Genomic DNA, 16,324 nt, shown 5'->3' with positions numbered 1-16,324 from the left:
TATAGAAATTCCTTTTAATTTGTTATATTATGGTTACAAACATTGAAAAATGTATAATTTTATTGATATAATATTTGGTGTATAAAGAGAAATGGAGCTGATATACATGATAGAATTTATAGATGTTAAGAAAATATATAAAAATGATAAAATAGCGCTTTCAAATATAAATTTAAAGATAGACAAAGGTGAGTTTGTTTTCTTGATAGGGTCTTCAGGAGCTGGCAAATCTACATTTATGAAATTATTATTAAAAGAAGAAGAAGTAACATCGGGGAAATTGATAATAGATGGTGTAGATATTACAAAACTACCTAGAAGAAAAGTACCAAAACTTAGAAGGAGTATGGGGATAGTTTTCCAAGATTTTAGACTTTTACAAAACAAAAATGTATATGACAATGTGGCTTTTGCAATGGAAATAACAGGTCATAGCCAAAAAGAAATTAGAAGAAAAGTTCCTTCTGTTTTATCATTAGTAGGCCTTAGTGATAAAGCAAAATCGTATCCTAGTGAACTATCAGGAGGAGAACAGCAAAGAGTTAGTATAGCTAGAGCTATAGTAAATAATCCATCTTTATTAATAGCTGATGAACCAACAGGAAATTTAGATCCTCAGACCGCTTGGGAAATTATGGAACTTTTAAAAGATATAAATAAAAGAGGAACAACAGTTATAATGGCAACACATGCTAAAGATGTTGTAGACAAGTTGAAAAAAAGAGTTATAGCACTAGAAAAAGGAGTCATAGTAAGAGACGAAGAAAGGGGAACTTATGATGAATAGCATCATTTATACTATAAAAGAAGGTGTAAAAGGAGCATTAAAAAATGCAACGATGTCTATAGCGTCGATAACTTCTGTTGCATCCTCACTATTTATATTAGGAATAATTTTAAGCATTGTTTTAAACATAAATAACATAACATTACTAGCTCAACAGCAGTTTGATAAAATTCAGCTGTTTTTACATGAAAATATAGACGAAAAAGAAATTGTAAATTTAAGAGAGGATATAAAAAAAATAGAAGGAATAAAAGATATAGAATTCGAATCAAAAGAAGATGCCTTAAAAAAATTTAAAGAAAGATGGGGAGAAGATGCTTATCTTTTAGAAGGTATAGATAATCCACTCCAAAACTCTTTTATAATTACTCTTGAAAACTTAGAAAGTGCAGATAATGTTGTAGAGAGTTTAAAAGATTACGAGCAAATAGAAGATATAAAGTATTATAAAGATATAGTAGATAAACTTCTTAACATATCAAATCTTATAAGAATTTTAGGATTATTTTTAATAGGTTTATTATCTATAGTTTCATTGTTTATGATATCAAATACTATAAAGATAGCTTTACACGCAAGAAAAAAAGAAATAAATATAATGAAGTATGTAGGGGCTACAGATTGGTTTATAAGGGGACCTTTTATAATAGAAGGTATAATGCTTGGAGCAGTTGGAGCAATGTTGTCCTTTGGGATAGTTTATCTTTCTTATGATAAAATGTATGAAAAACTAAATGAGCCTGCCTACTCATTATTTTCTGATTATATACTTCCTATATCTCAAATTTCAGATACATTAATAAAAATATTTCTTATAATGGGGGTAGGTATAGGAGTTTTAGGCAGTATGTTATCCATAAGAAAACACCTGAAAGTCTAGAATAAGGGGGATTTTAGATGAGAAAATTATCAATTACTTTGGCTATATTAATATGTATATCAAGTGTTAATGTATATGCTCAAAGTATATCAGAGTATAAAAATAAGCTAAATAATGTTCAAAAGAGCATAACTAATATAAATAAAGCTAAAACCGAAAACAAAAACAAGCAGGAAAATGTTCAAGAAAGAATAAAAGAATTAGATAAAGAAATAAATGAAATACAAAGAGAAATAGAAAAGATAAACTCAGAACTTGCAGAGACTGAAAGAAAAATTAGCACAACTAAAAAAGAAATAAATGCCCTTGAAAAAAGTATACAGGAAAATAATGAACTTTTAGGACAAAGGCTTAGAGTTATGTATAAAATATCTGAAGTTGGATATTTAGAAGTTCTTTTTTCTGCTAAGGATATAACAGAGCTTTTATCTAATTTAGATATGATAAAAAAAATAGTAGATCACGATAAGCAAATATTACACGAACTAAGAAAAAATAAAGAATCATTAGAAGATAAAAGAAGAAATTTAGAAAATGAGCAAAAGAAAATAGTATCTTTAAAAAATTCAATAGAAATACAAAGACAAAAGCTAGTAGTTTCCAGGGGAGAGCAAAATAGACTTAAAAAACAACTAGAACAAGAATATTCAAATCTTCTAGCTCAAGAAGATGAATTAAATAGATATGCAAAAAGTTTAGAAAAAGAAATATTAAAGCTACAATCTAAAGGAAGTTATGCAGGTGGTGCTTTTGCGTGGCCAACTCCAGGATATACAAGGGTTTCATCTCCATTTGGAAACAGAATACATCCAATATTTAATGTCCCAAGACTTCATACAGGGATAGATATAGCAGCGCCTATGGGGGCAACAGTAGTTGCCGCAAATAGCGGAACAGTTATAATGGCAGATTGGATGGGTGGATATGGAAAAACTGTACTGATTGACCATGGAGGAGGAATTGTAACTTTATATGCCCATAATTCATCATTATTAGTTTCAGTAGGACAGAAAGTACAAAGAGGACAAGCAATAGCAAGAGTAGGATCTACAGGATATTCAACAGGACCACATCTTCATTTTGAAGTTAGAAAAAACGGTGCGTATGTTGATCCTATGTCTTGGTTAAGATAAGGTCTAGGTTTTTCCTAGACCTTATATCATAAAAGATGGTTTTTAACATATAATAAGAATATAAACTATATAAAAGGAGATGCATAATATTGAGATTTAAAAAGGAGAAAATCTTAAAAATTTTGATTGGTATCATACTAGTTATTTCCCTTTCAGCAAACCTGATTTTGCTTACAGGAAGAGCAGTAGTTATTCGAAAAGAAGACTACGAGGAATATAAAAAGCTTTCAAAATTAGTAACCCTTAAAAAATTTATACAAGAAAACTATTATACACAAGTAGATGAACAAAAGCTGATTGATTCTGCCTTGAAAGGTTTATTTGAAGGGTTAGATGACCCTTATTCTCAGTATTTAAATGAAAAAGAGTTTAAAAGTTTAATGGAGTATACTAAAGGTACATATAGTGGTATAGGAATAATAGTAACACCAGGAGAAGATGGCTTTATAACTATAGTTTCTCCTATAGAAGATACTCCTGGATTTAGAGCAGGACTTAAAGCTGGAGATAAAATATTAAAAGTAGATGATAAAGAAGTTACAGCAAAAGAAATTGATAAAGCTATAAGTATGATGAAAGGCCCAGAGGGAACTAATGTAAAGTTAACTATACTTAGAGATGAAAAGGAGATGTCTTTAAATATAAAAAGAGAGGAAATAAGGCTTAAAACTGTAAGGTCAGAAGTTTTAGAAGAAAATATAGGATATATAAGAATAACTACATTTGATGAGAAAACAGCTCAAGATTTCAAACAAAATCTACAAAGTCTTCAATCGCAAGGAATAAAAGGATTAATAATAGATTTAAGAGGAAATCCTGGAGGACTTTTAGATCAGTGTAAAGAAATAGCAGATGAAATATTAGGAAAAGGAACAATTGTATATACAAAGGACAATAAAGGAAAAAAAGAATACTTAAAGTCCGATGGAAGACAAATCGATATACCTTTGGTAGTATTAATAGATGAAGGTTCAGCTTCTGCTTCAGAAATTTTAGCTGGAGCTATAAGAGATCACAAAGCTGGAACTTTAATAGGAACAACTACATTTGGTAAAGGTCTTGTTCAAAGAGTTAGACCTCTTAATGATGGATCAGGATTTAAACTTACAATTTCACAGTACTTTACTCCAAATGGAGAATATATACACGGAAAAGGAATACAGCCTAATATAGTTGTAGAAGATGAACAAGAGCAATTAAAAAAGGCTATAGAACATCTAAAAGGAAAGATGAAATAAATCATCTTTCCTTTTTGTCTTGATTTTATAATTTATCATAATTAAAATTAAATAAATAGAAGTTTTAGGAGTGATAAAATGTTAAAATCTAATGATTATATACAAAATATGTGCGATAATATATCAAAGGTATTAGACCTTGAAGTTACATTAGTAGATAAGAGCTTAAGAAGAATAGCAGGTACTGGAAGTTATTTTTCAAAAATAGGCGAAATAATAGATGAAAACTCTATATACTCAGAAGTTTTAAAAACTGGCAAATGCAGTATAATGCATGAAAAAGAATTAAATGATAAATGTAAAATATGTAAAAGAAAAACTCTTTGTGAGGAAATGGCTGACGTGTGCGCTCCTATAAAAAATGGAAACAAAGTTATAGGTGTTATAGGACTTGTAGCTTTTAATAATGAGCAAAGGGAGAGTATAATATCAAAGAAAGAAGAATTGATGAATTTTATAGAAACAATAGCAAAACTATTATATGTTCAAATGAATGAAGAAGAAACAGAAGTGAAAACTTTTGAGGAACTAGAAAAAAATGAAATACAAAAGGCACTGAAAAAATATGGAACCACAACAGAAGGAATGAAAAAAGCAGCAGATGCATTAAATATTGGAATAGCAACTTTATATAGAAAAGTTAAAAAGTATGATATAAAGTAATAAATTTAAGGAGGAAACATTTGTGCATGAATTTATAAGAACAGAAATGTTAATAGGAACAGAAAATTTAAATAAACTAAAGCAAAGTACTGTAGCTGTATTTGGAATAGGAGGAGTAGGTACATTTGTTGTTGAAGGGCTTGTTAGAAGTGGAGTAGAAAAACTTGTCCTTATAGATTACGATAACATATGTATTACTAATATAAATAGACAAATACATGCTACTACAAAAACAGTAGGAAGACCTAAAGTTGAAGTAATGAAAGAAAGAATATTAGAAATAAATCCTAAAGCACAAGTTATAGCTTACAAAGAGCTTTATAACAGTGAAAATGCATCAAAACTTTTATCTAAAGAATATACTTATGTGGTAGATGCTATAGACATGGTTTCATCAAAACTTGATTTAATACAAAGATGTAAACAGATGAATATACCTATCATAAGCTCTATGGGCGCAGGAAATAAACTAAATCCAACTATGTTAGAAGTTTCGGACATATATAAAACTTCTGTGTGTCCTTTAGCAAGAGTAATGAGATATGAGTTAAGAAAAAGAGGAATAGAAAAATTAAAGGTTGTATATTCAAAAGAAACACCTATAACGCCTAAAAATATGGTAAATGATCCAAATAGAAGACAAACTCCAGGAAGTGTATCATTTGTTCCATCTGTTGCAGGACTTATTATAGCATCAGAGGTAGTTAAAGATATTATAAATAAGTAGTTAGGAGGGGATTTTATGGATTTAAATAGCAAGTATGAAAAATTAAAAGAAATAATAAAAGAATTAAAAAGTGTTGCAGTTGCTTTTTCAGGAGGAGTAGATAGTACATTTTTAATAAAGGTATGCAAAGACGTTTTAGGAGATAATGTTATAGCTGTAACAGCAACATCATCGACTTATCCAGAAAGAGAATTTAAAGAATCTATAAACTTATCTAAACAAATAGGAGTAGAGCAGATAGTTATAGAGTCAGAAGAAACAGAAATAGAAGGATTTAGGAAAAATCCTCCAAATAGATGCTATTTTTGTAAACATGAGCTATTTACCAAAATAAGAAAGGTAGCTGATGAAAAAGGAATAGAGAATATTTTAGATGGATCAAATGCTGATGATTTAAAAGATTTTAGACCTGGAAGTAAGGCAGCAAGAGAACTTAATGTTATAAGCCCTTTAAAAGAAGCTTCTTTAACAAAAGAAGATATAAGACAGTTATCAAAACAATTAAACCTTCCAACTTGGAATAAACCTGCATTTGCTTGTTTATCTTCAAGATTTCCATATGGAGAAGAAATAACAAAAGAAAAACTTTCTATGCTAGATAAGGGAGAAAACTATCTAAGGGATTTAGGATTTAAACAATTTAGAATAAGACACCATGGACAAATAGCAAGAATAGAAGTATCTCCTGAAGAAAGAGTAAAACTATTTGATATTAATCTTTTAGATGATATAAACAAAAAACTGAAACAGTTAGGATTTTTATATGTAACTATGGATCTTGAAGGATATAGAACCGGGAGTATGAATGAAGTTTTAAGTGATGAACAAAAGCGCAGCCTAGCATAAAGCTGCGTTTTTTACTGAAAATAAAACTTTAGAAAAAAATTTGTAAAAAAGTGTTGACTTATGTAGAATAACCTGATATATTATTATTTGTCGCAAGGACAAGTCAAAATGAACTTTGAAAATTAAACAGCAGGTAATTAAGCCAGTTACTAAATATAAAAGTTATATTTGAGAGTTTGATCCTGGCTCAGGATGAACGCTGGCGGCGTGCCTAACACATGCAAGTCGAGCGGAGATAGTGTTTAACACTGAGTATTTATTTAAAGTGCTAATTTGATAGCCTTTGATAGCCGCGTCAAGCGCGCGATAGCGAGCTTGACGCAAATTATGTTTAACACACAATAAGTATTGAGTGTTAAACACTATCTCAGCGGCGGACGGGTGAGTAACGCGTGGGTAACCTGCCCTGTACACTTGGATAACACACCGAAAGGTGTGCTAATACAAGATGATATCAAAGGAAGGCATCTTCTTTTGATCAAAGTTTTTGCGGTACAGGATGGGCCCGCGTCCCATTAGCTAGTTGGTGGGGTAACGGCCTACCAAGGCGACGATGGGTAGCCGACCTGAGAGGGTGATCGGCCACACTGGAACTGAGACACGGTCCAGACTCCTACGGGAGGCAGCAGTGGGGAATATTGCACAATGGGCGAAAGCCTGATGCAGCAACGCCGCGTGAACGATGAAGGCCTTCGGGTCGTAAAGTTCTGTCCTTGAGGAAGAATTCTGACGGTACTCAAGGAGGAAGCCCCGGCTAACTACGTGCCAGCAGCCGCGGTAATACGTAGGGGGCTAGCGTTATCCGGAATTACTGGGCGTAAAGGGTGCGTAGGCGGCCCTTCGAGTCAGAGGTGAAAGGCTACGGCTCAACCGTAGTAAGCCTTTGAAACTGTTGGGCTTGAGTGCAGGAGAGGAGAGTGGAATTCCCAGTGTAGCGGTGAAATGCGTAGATATTGGGAGGAACACCAGTTGCGAAGGCGGCTCTCTGGACTGCAACTGACGCTGAGGCACGAAAGCGTGGGGAGCAAACAGGATTAGATACCCTGGTAGTCCACGCCGTAAACGATGAGTGCTAGGTGTCGGGAGTTACCCCTCTCGGTGCCGTAGTTAACGCATTAAGCACTCCGCCTGGGGAGTACGCTCGCAAGAGTGAAACTCAAAGGAATTGACGGGGACCCGCACAAGCAGCGGAGCATGTGGTTTAATTCGAAGCAACGCGAAGAACCTTACCTAGGCTTGACATCCCTTAGACAGCTCCTTAATCGGAGCCTTCCTTTCGGGGACTGAGGTGACAGGTGGTGCATGGTTGTCGTCAGCTCGTGTCGTGAGATGTTGGGTTAAGTCCCGCAACGAGCGCAACCCTTACTTTTAGTTGCCAGCATTAAGTTGGGCACTCTAAAGGGACTGCCGAGGATAACTCGGAGGAAGGTGGGGATGACGTCAAATCATCATGCCCCTTATGCCTAGGGCTACACACGTGCTACAATGGCCAGTACAGAGGGCTGCAAGGTCGTGAGGCTGAGCTAATCCCTTAAAGCTGGTCTCAGTTCGGATTGCAGGCTGAAACTCGCCTGCATGAAGCTGGAGTTGCTAGTAATCGCGGATCAGAATGCCGCGGTGAATACGTTCCCGGGTCTTGTACACACCGCCCGTCACACCATGGGAGTCGGGGGCACCCGAAGTCAGCTACCTAACCGCAAGGAGGGGGCTGCCGAAGGTGAAATCGATGACTGGGGTGAAGTCGTAACAAGGTAGCCGTATCGGAAGGTGCGGCTGGATCACCTCCTTTCTAAGGAGTTTTACCTGCTGTTTGATTTTGAGAGTTTAACACTTAGTTAAACTGCACTAGCACTTTGAGCAACGGAAATCTTTGATTTCGTTGGCGATGTGCTTTAGCACTTTGAAAATTGCATAGCATTATAGCTGGTCAAGTTATTAAGGGCGCAGGGCGGATGCCTTGGCACCAAGAGCCGATGAAGGACGTGGTAAGCTGCGATAAGCTTCGGGGAGGTGCAAGCAACCTTTGATCCGGAGATTTCCGAATGGGGAAACCCACCTAGAGTAATGTCTAGGTATCCTTAGATGAATACATAGTCTAAGGAGGGGAACCAGGGGAACTGAAACATCTAAGTACCCTGAGGAAGAGAAAGAAAATTCGATTCCCTAAGTAGCGGCGAGCGAAAGGGGATTAGCCCAAACCTATAAAGCTTCGCTTTGTAGGGGTTGCGGATATGCTCTTTAGAAAGTTAGTAGTGTAGTCGAAGAGGTCTGGAAAGGCCCACCACAGAAGGTAACAGTCCTGTAGATTAAACACGAAACCTTTTGAGCATACTCCAGAGTACCACGGGACACGTGAAACCCTGTGGGAAGCAGGGGGACCACCCCCCAAGGCTAAATACTACTTGGTGACCGATAGCGCATAGTACCGTGAGGGAAAGGTGAAAAGAACCCCGGGAGGGGAGTGAAATAGAACCTGAAACCCTGTGCCTACAAGCTGTGGAAGCACATTTTTAGTGTGACCGCGTACTTTTTGTAGAACGGGCCAACGAGTTACGGTAAGTAGCAAGGTTAAGGACTTAAGGTCTGGAGCCGCAGCGAAAGCGAGTCTTAAATGGGCGTTTTAGTTACTTGCCGTAGACCCGAAACCAGGCGACCTACCCATGGACAGGATGAAGCGAAAGTAAAATTTCGTGGAGGTCCGAACCCACGCACGTTGAAAAGTGCGGGGATGAGCTGTGGGTAGCGGTGAAATTCCAATCGAGCTTGGAGATAGCTGGTTCTCCCCGAAATAGCTTTAGGGCTAGCCTCGAGCTTAGAGAAAAGGAGGTAGAGCACTGACTGTCCTAGGGGCCCTTTGGGTTACCGAAGACTATCAAACTCCGAATGCCTTATTCTTTTGCTCGGGAGTCAGACTATGGGTGATAAGATTCATAGTCAAGAGGGAAACAGCCCAGACCGTCAGCTAAGGTCCCTAAGTATGAGTTAAGTGGAAAAGGATGTGGGATTGCACAGACAACCAGGATGTTGGCTTAGAAGCAGCCATTCATTTAAAGAGTGCGTAATAGCTCACTGGTCGAGTGATCCTGCGCCGAAAATTACCGGGGCTAAAACTCATCACCGAAGCTACGGCATCCGTAAGGATGGGTAGGGGAGCATTCTCTAAGGGCTGAAGCTAAACCGTAAGGATTAGTGGACTTTAGAGAAGAGAGAATGTTGGCATGAGTAGCGAGACGTGGGTGAGAATCCCACGGGCCGAAAACCTAAGGTTTCCTGAGGAAGGTTCGTCCGCTCAGGGTTAGTCGGGACCTAAGCCGAGGCCAATTGGCGTAGGCGATGGACAACAGGTTGAGATTCCTGTACCACCAATTACCGTTTGAGGGATGGGATGACGCAGAAGGATAGGCTATCCTACCGCTGGTCGCGTAGGTCCAAGCATCAAGGGAGTTAAGATAGGCAAATCCGTCTTAACATATCCTAAGGTGTGATGGGGAGCGAATTTAAGTAGCGAAGTAGCTGATTTCATGCTGCCAAGAAAAGTCTCTACCGAGGTAAGAGGTGCCCGTACCGCAAACCGACACAGGTAGGTGAGGAGAGAATCCTAAGGCCAGCGAGAGAACCCTTGTTAAGGAACTCGGCAAAATGACCCCGTAACTTCGGGAGAAGGGGTGCCTCGTTAGGGTGTATGCCCGAGGAGGCCGCAGAGAATAGGCCCAAGCGACTGTTTACCAAAAACACAGGTCTCTGCTAAATCGAAAGATGATGTATAGGGGCTGACGCCTGCCCGGTGCTGGAAGGTTAAGGGGATGTGTTAGCTTTTGCGAAGCACTGAACTTAAGCCCCAGTAAACGGCGGCCGTAACTATAACGGTCCTAAGGTAGCGAAATTCCTTGTCGGGTAAGTTCCGACCCGCACGAAAGGCGTAACGATTTGGGCACTGTCTCAACAAGGGACTCGGTGAAATTGTAATTCCAGTGAAGATGCTGGATACCTGCGACAGGACGGAAAGACCCCATGGAGCTTTACTGTAGCTTGACATTGGATCTTGATACTACATGTACAGGATAGGTGGGAGGCCAAGAAGCCGGGACGCCAGTTTCGGTGGAGCCATCCTTGGGATACCACCCTTGTAGTATTGGGATTCTAACCACAGGCCGTGAATCCGGTCTTGGGACACTGTCAGGTGGGCAGTTTGACTGGGGCGGTCGCCTCCTAAAAAGTAACGGAGGCGCCCAAAGGTTCCCTCAGCACGGTCGGAAATCGTGCATAGAGTGTAAAGGCAAAAGGGAGCTTGATTGCAAGACATACAGGTCGAGCAAGGACGAAAGTCGGGCTTAGTGATCCGGTGGTACCGAGTGGAAGGGCCATCGCTCAACGGATAAAAGCTACCCTGGGGATAACAGGCTGATCTCCCCCAAGAGTCCACATCGACGGGGAGGTTTGGCACCTCGATGTCGGCTCATCACATCCTGGGGCTGTAGTAGGTCCCAAGGGTTGGGCTGTTCGCCCATTAAAGTGGTACGCGAGCTGGGTTCAGAACGTCGTGAGACAGTTCGGTCCCTATCCGTCGCAGGCGTAGGAAATTTGAGAGGAGCTGTCCTTAGTACGAGAGGACCGGGATGGACATACCTCTGGTGCACCAGTTGTCACGCCAGTGGCACAGCTGGGTAGCTATGTATGGACTGGATAAGCGCTGAAAGCATCTAAGCGCGAAGCCACCCTCAAGATAAGATTTCCCACTTTTTAAGGTAAGACCCCAAGAAGACTACTTGGTTGATAGGCTCAAGGTGTAAGCACAGCAATGTGTTTAGCTTATGAGTACTAATAGGTCGAGGACTTGACCAAAAATGCTATGCAGTTTTGAATGTGCTAATATATTATGTGGTTACTATAGCAAGGAGGATACACCTGTTCCCATTCCGAACACAGAAGTTAAGCTCCTTTGCGCCGATGGTACTTGGAGGGAAGCCTCCTGGGAGAGTAGGACGTAGCCACATAAAAAAGTTATAAATTTATGTATATATTTTGAAATTATGTTCAAAATATAAGTAGATAGTGAATACTTGATTTACAAATATCCCCCTAGAAAGGCTTCTATCCCCCCATAGAAGTCTTTTTTTTGTTTCTTTTTACTTTACAGGAGGTATATTAATACTATTGAATTATTTTGTCGGTATGTGTATAATCTTAATAGAACTTACGTTCGAAGAGGTGAAAATTTATGTTTAAAATAGATTCAAAGCTAAGACCTATGGGAGATCAACCAAATGCTATAAAAACTATATCTGATGGAATTAAAAAAGGTGAAAAATTTCTAACTCTTTTAGGGGTTACAGGATCGGGTAAAACTTTTACTATGGCTAATATAATACAAGAAGTTCAAAAGCCTACTTTAGTAATAGCTCACAATAAGACATTAGCAGCACAGCTTTATAGTGAGTTTAAAGAATTTTTTCCAAACAATGCAGTTGAATATTTTGTAAGTTATTATGATTATTATCAACCAGAGGCTTATGTCGTTCAAACAGATACTTATATAGAAAAAGATGCTTCTATAAATGAGGAAATAGATAAGTTAAGACACTCAGCAACAGCAGCGATACTAGAGAGAAAAGATACAATAATAGTAGCTTCAGTTTCTTGCATATACGGATTAGGAGATCCTAGTGATTATAAAGATTTGATGATATCCTTAAGACCTGGTATGTTAAAAGATAGGGATGAAGTTATAAAAGAGCTTGTATCTATCCAATACGAGCGAAATGATGTAAATTTCAAAAGAGGAACATTTAGAGTAAGAGGAGATATACTAGAGATATTTCCAGCAAATACAGATGAAAAAGGTATAAGAGTAGAATTTTTTGGCGATGAAATAGAGCGTATAACAGAAATAAATTACTTAACTGGTGAAATAATAGGATTAAGAAAACATGTATCTATATTTCCAGCATCTCACTATGTAACTAGTAAAGAAAGACTAGAAAAGGCAATAATAGCAATTGAAGAAGAATTAAAAGAAAGAATAAGGTACTTTAATGAAAAAGGAAAATTGCTAGAAGCACAAAGAATAGAACAAAGAACAAAATATGATATAGAAATGCTAAGAGAAATAGGATTTTGTCAAGGAATAGAAAACTATTCAAGACATATAACTGGAAGAAAAGAAGGTGAAAGACCTTATACATTGATAGACTTTTTCGAAAAAGATTATTTAATAATAATAGATGAATCACATGTAACTATTCCTCAGATAAGAGCTATGTATGGTGGAGATAGATCAAGAAAAGAATCTTTAATAGAAAATGGATTTAGGCTACCGTCTGCATATGATAATAGACCTTTAAAGTTTGAAGAATTTGAAGATATGATTGATCAAATATTATTTGTATCAGCAACTCCTGCAAAGTATGAAATAGAAAACTCAACAGTTGTAGCAGAGCAAATAATAAGACCTACAGGTCTTTTAGATCCTAAGATAGATGTAAGACCTACAGATGGTCAAATAGATGACCTTTTAAATGAGATATATAAAAGAACAGAAAAAAATGAAAGAGTACTAATTACTACTCTTACAAAAAAAATGGCAGAAGATTTAACTAATTATCTTCAAAATGCAGGAGTAAGGGTAAGATATCTTCATTCTGATATAAATACATTAGAAAGAGTTGAGATAATAAGAGATTTAAGAATAGGTAAATTTGATGTACTAGTTGGTATAAATCTTTTAAGAGAAGGACTCGATATTCCAGAAGTTTCTTTAGTTGCTATATTAGATGCTGATAAAGAAGGATTTTTAAGATCAGAAACATCTTTAATACAAACAATAGGTAGAGCAGCGCGAAATGAAAACGGACAAGTTATAATGTATGCAGACAAAGTAACTGATTCAATGAAAAGAGCAATAGATGAAACAAATAGAAGAAGAAAGATACAAAGCGATTACAACAAAAAGCACAACATAATTCCAAAGACAGTAAGAAAAGATATAAGAGATATAATTGAAGCTACTAAGGTTGCAGATGAAGAAGTTAAATACAATATAAAAGATACAACTGATATAGAAAAGACAATACAAAACTTAAAAGAAGAAATGATGATAGCTGCTGAAAACTTACAGTTTGAAAGAGCAGCTGAAATTAGAGATAAAATAAAAGAGCTTAAAGAAAGGATAGAAAAGTGATATGGAAAGCAAGAATATAGTTATAAAGGGGGCAAAAGAACACAACCTCAAAAATATAGATTTAACTATTCCGAGAAATAAATTCATAGTATTTACAGGCCTTTCAGGTTCAGGAAAATCTTCTTTGGCATTTGATACTATATATGCAGAAGGTCAAAGAAGATATGTAGAAAGTCTTTCAGCTTATGCAAGACAGTTTTTAGGACAGATGGAAAAGCCAAATGTTGAATATATAGAAGGGTTATCCCCAGCTATATCCATAGATCAGAAAACAACATCAAAAAATCCAAGATCAACAGTTGGTACAGTAACAGAAATATATGACTATCTAAGGCTTTTATTTGCAAGAGTTGGAAAGCCACACTGCCCTATATGTCATAAAAAAATAAGTCAAATGACTGTTGAGGAAATAGTGGATAAAATTATGAATTTTCCACAGAAAACAAAAATTCAGATACTTTCTCCAGTTGTAAGAGGAAAAAAAGGAAGACATGAAAAAGTAATTGAAAATATAAAAAAAGAAGGATTTGTAAGAATAAGAGTAGATAATGAAATGTTTGAAGTTACTGATGAAATACAAATCGATAAAAATAAAAAACATAACATAGAAGTAGTTGTGGATAGAATAGTTATAAAAGAAGGGATAGAGTCAAGGCTTAGTGATTCAATAGAAACATCTGTAAAACTTTCAGATGGGTTAGTCATAATAGATGTTGTAGGAGAAGAAGAGATACTTTTTTCAACTAAATTTGCATGTCCTGAGCACGGAATAAGTATACAAGAGCTTTCTCCTAGGATGTTTTCTTTTAATAGCCCATTTGGAGCATGTGATAATTGTAATGGATTAGGTAGTATGAAAAAAGTAGATGAATCTTTGGTTGTTCCAAATAAGGAATTATCTATAAAGCAAGGAGCTATTGCACCTTGGTTTTCTGTTGGAGGAGCTTCAAGTGAGGATACGTATTACTTCAAAATGGTTGAAAATCTAGCTAAAAAGTATAATGTATCATTAGATACACCATTTAAAGATCTACCAGATGAATTTGTAAATGAGCTTTTATATGGAAATGAAAATACAGTAGTTGAATTTGAATATGAATCAAAGTTTGGAGGATATAGATCCTATAAAGGATATTTTGAAGGAGTTATAAATAACCTAAAGAGAAGATATATTGAAACAAATTCAGACCAAATAAGAGAAAAGATAGAAGAGTTTATGATAGACAATCCGTGCAGCAAATGTAACGGAGCAAGACTTAAAAAAGAAAGTTTATCTGTATTAATACAAGAAAAAAATATATCAGATCTTACAAATATGTCAGTTGATGAGCTTATAAATTTTATAGATGATATAAAACTGTCTGAAACAGATCAAATTATAGCAAAAGAAATATTAAAGGAAATAAAAGAAAGAGCAGGATTTTTAAAAAATGTTGGTCTTGGATATTTAACGTTATCTAGAAGTGCTTTTACTTTGTCAGGTGGAGAAGCTCAAAGAATAAGGCTAGCTACACAGATAGGATCGGCTCTTGTTGGAGTTTTATATGTTCTAGATGAACCTAGTATAGGGCTTCACCAAAGAGATAATGATAAATTGATAAAGACATTAAGGAAATTATGCGATATAGGAAATACACTTATTGTTGTTGAACATGATGAAGATACGATGTATGCAGCAGATCATATAGTTGATATAGGCCCAGGAGCAGGAGTACACGGTGGATATATAGTTGCACAGGGAACCGTAGAAGATATAAAAAAGAGCACAGAATCTATAACAGGACAGTATCTAAGCGGAAGAAAAAAAATACAAGTACCAAAAGAAAGAAGAAAGCCTACTGATAAATATATACAAATATTAGGTGCTAGAGAAAATAATTTAAAAAATGTAAATGTAAGCATACCTGTAGGGTTATTAACTTGTATAACAGGAGTATCAGGATCTGGAAAAAGTTCTCTTATAAATGAAATATTATACAAAGGGATAGCCTCAAAAACACAAGGTCTAAGAGAAAAAGTTGGAGAACATGAAGATATAAAAGGTATAGAGCATATAGATAAAGTAATAAATATAGATCAATCACCTATAGGAAGAACACCAAGGTCAAACCCTGCAACATATACAGGAGTATTTGATATGATAAGAGAAGTTTTTTCAATGGTTCCAGAAGCCAAGGCAAGAGGGTATAATAAAGGAAGATTCAGTTTCAATGTAAAAGGTGGAAGGTGCGAATCGTGTAAAGGAGATGGAATAATAAAAATAGAAATGCACTTTCTTCCAGATGTTTATGTGCCATGTCAGGTATGTAAAGGAAAAAGGTATAACAGAGAAACACTTCAAATACTTTATAAAGGAAAAACAATATCTGATGTATTAGATATGAATGTAGAACAGGCTCTAGAGTTTTTTGAAAACATACCTAAAATAAAGAAAAAACTAGAGACGTTAATTGATGTTGGACTTGGATATATAAAATTAGGACAACCTTCTACCCAGCTTTCAGGAGGAGAAGCTCAAAGGGTAAAATTAGCAACAGAACTTAGCAAAAGATCTACTGGAAAGACTATATATATATTAGATGAACCAACAACAGGTCTTCATATGGCAGATATAGATAAACTTATAAAAGTACTTCAAAGACTAGTAGATAGTGGAAATACTGTTGTAGTAATAGAACATAATTTAGATGTAATAAAAACAGCAGATTACATTATAGATTTAGGCCCTGAAGGTGGAGATAATGGTGGAGAAATAGTTGCTGTAGGAACTCCAGAACAAGTATGTCAAAATGAAAATTCATATACAGGAAAATTTTTAAGAAAATACTTATAGGCAAGGCCTATAAGTATTTATTTGTCAGAAAGGAGAAAGG

9 protein-coding genes and 3 rRNA genes are annotated in these 16,324 nt (G+C 36.1%); all 12 read left to right on the top strand.

Annotated elements, in window-relative coordinates; all coding sequences use genetic code 11:
* Window positions 1-106: 106 nt before the first annotated feature.
* The 12 genes from ftsE (at window position 107) to uvrA (ending at window position 16,284) form a co-directional block, all read left to right on the top strand.
* Entirely contained in the window at window positions 107-787 is a 681-nt protein-coding gene (gene ftsE / locus JWYL7_RS07945) for a cell division ATP-binding protein FtsE (RefSeq protein WP_066071450.1), read from the top strand.
* Window positions 780-1,667: a permease-like cell division protein FtsX gene (gene ftsX, locus JWYL7_RS07940; RefSeq protein WP_331721865.1), complete on the top strand. Its 888-nt coding sequence runs from the start codon at window positions 780-782 to the stop codon at window positions 1,665-1,667. The genes ftsE and ftsX overlap by 8 nt, the downstream gene beginning before the upstream one ends.
* A 17-nt stretch (window positions 1,668-1,684) precedes the next feature.
* Window positions 1,685-2,800 carry a murein hydrolase activator EnvC family protein gene (locus tag JWYL7_RS07935; RefSeq protein ID WP_066071444.1) on the top strand — a complete coding sequence of 372 codons (1,116 nt, stop codon included), beginning with the start codon at window positions 1,685-1,687 and terminating at the stop codon, window positions 2,798-2,800.
* 89 nt (window positions 2,801-2,889) lie between these two features.
* Window positions 2,890-4,038 carry a S41 family peptidase gene (locus JWYL7_RS07930; RefSeq protein WP_149683714.1) on the top strand — a complete coding sequence of 383 codons (1,149 nt, stop codon included), beginning with the start codon at window positions 2,890-2,892 and terminating at the stop codon, window positions 4,036-4,038.
* 78 nt (window positions 4,039-4,116) lie between these two features.
* On the top strand, window positions 4,117-4,701 hold the full coding sequence (locus JWYL7_RS07925; protein WP_066071437.1) for a helix-turn-helix domain-containing protein: 585 nt from the start codon (window positions 4,117-4,119) through the stop codon (window positions 4,699-4,701).
* A gap of 46 nt (window positions 4,702-4,747) precedes the next feature.
* Complete coding sequence (locus JWYL7_RS07920; protein WP_066072457.1) at window positions 4,748-5,428, top strand: tRNA threonylcarbamoyladenosine dehydratase; 681 nt, start codon at window positions 4,748-4,750, stop codon at window positions 5,426-5,428.
* A 15-nt stretch (window positions 5,429-5,443) separates the two neighbouring features.
* On the top strand, window positions 5,444-6,274 hold the full coding sequence (gene larE / locus JWYL7_RS07915) for an ATP-dependent sacrificial sulfur transferase LarE (protein ID WP_066071434.1): 831 nt from the start codon (window positions 5,444-5,446) through the stop codon (window positions 6,272-6,274).
* A 164-nt stretch (window positions 6,275-6,438) separates the two neighbouring features.
* Window positions 6,439-8,063, top strand: a 16S ribosomal RNA gene (locus JWYL7_RS07910).
* A gap of 136 nt (window positions 8,064-8,199) precedes the next feature.
* A 23S ribosomal RNA gene (locus JWYL7_RS07905) occupies window positions 8,200-11,116 on the top strand.
* Between the two features lie 35 nt (window positions 11,117-11,151).
* Window positions 11,152-11,268 (top strand): 5S ribosomal RNA (gene rrf / locus JWYL7_RS07900).
* The 16S, 23S and 5S rRNA genes sit together here, the layout of an rRNA operon.
* A gap of 224 nt (window positions 11,269-11,492) precedes the next feature.
* A complete protein-coding gene (gene uvrB, locus JWYL7_RS07895; protein ID WP_066071432.1) occupies window positions 11,493-13,451 on the top strand; it encodes an excinuclease ABC subunit UvrB in 1,959 nt (652 codons plus the stop codon).
* A gap of 1 nt (window position 13,452) precedes the next feature.
* The gene (gene uvrA, locus JWYL7_RS07890) at window positions 13,453-16,284 is read left to right on the top strand and encodes an excinuclease ABC subunit UvrA (protein WP_066071428.1); all 2,832 of its coding nucleotides are present in this window, start codon (window positions 13,453-13,455) and stop codon (window positions 16,282-16,284) included.
* The last annotated feature ends 40 nt before the right edge of the window (window positions 16,285-16,324 follow it).

This window comes from Alkalithermobacter thermoalcaliphilus JW-YL-7 = DSM 7308, assembly GCA_001584565.1.
In the GTDB taxonomy this organism is placed as follows: Bacteria; Bacillota; Clostridia; order Peptostreptococcales; family Peptostreptococcaceae; genus Alkalithermobacter; species Alkalithermobacter thermoalcaliphilus.
Note: the sequence above shows the minus strand (reverse complement) of the source record. Positions and strands in the feature narration are given on the sequence as shown.

Bases quoted from the DNA above. Each gene is read 5' to 3' on its own strand.
- larE (WP_066071434.1), top strand. From the start codon at position 5,444: ATGGATTTAAATAGCAAGTATGAAAAATTAAAAGAAATAATAAAAGAA.
- JWYL7_RS07920 (WP_066072457.1), top strand. From the start codon at position 4,748: ATGTTAATAGGAACAGAAAATTTAAATAAACTAAAGCAAAGTACTGTA.
- ftsE (WP_066071450.1), top strand. From the start codon at position 107: ATGATAGAATTTATAGATGTTAAGAAAATATATAAAAATGATAAAATA.
- uvrA (WP_066071428.1), top strand. From the start codon at position 13,453: ATGGAAAGCAAGAATATAGTTATAAAGGGGGCAAAAGAACACAACCTC.
- uvrB (WP_066071432.1), top strand. From the start codon at position 11,493: ATGTTTAAAATAGATTCAAAGCTAAGACCTATGGGAGATCAACCAAAT.
- JWYL7_RS07925 (WP_066071437.1), top strand. From the start codon at position 4,117: ATGTTAAAATCTAATGATTATATACAAAATATGTGCGATAATATATCA.
- ftsX (WP_331721865.1), top strand. From the start codon at position 780: ATGAATAGCATCATTTATACTATAAAAGAAGGTGTAAAAGGAGCATTA.
- JWYL7_RS07935 (WP_066071444.1), top strand. From the start codon at position 1,685: ATGAGAAAATTATCAATTACTTTGGCTATATTAATATGTATATCAAGT.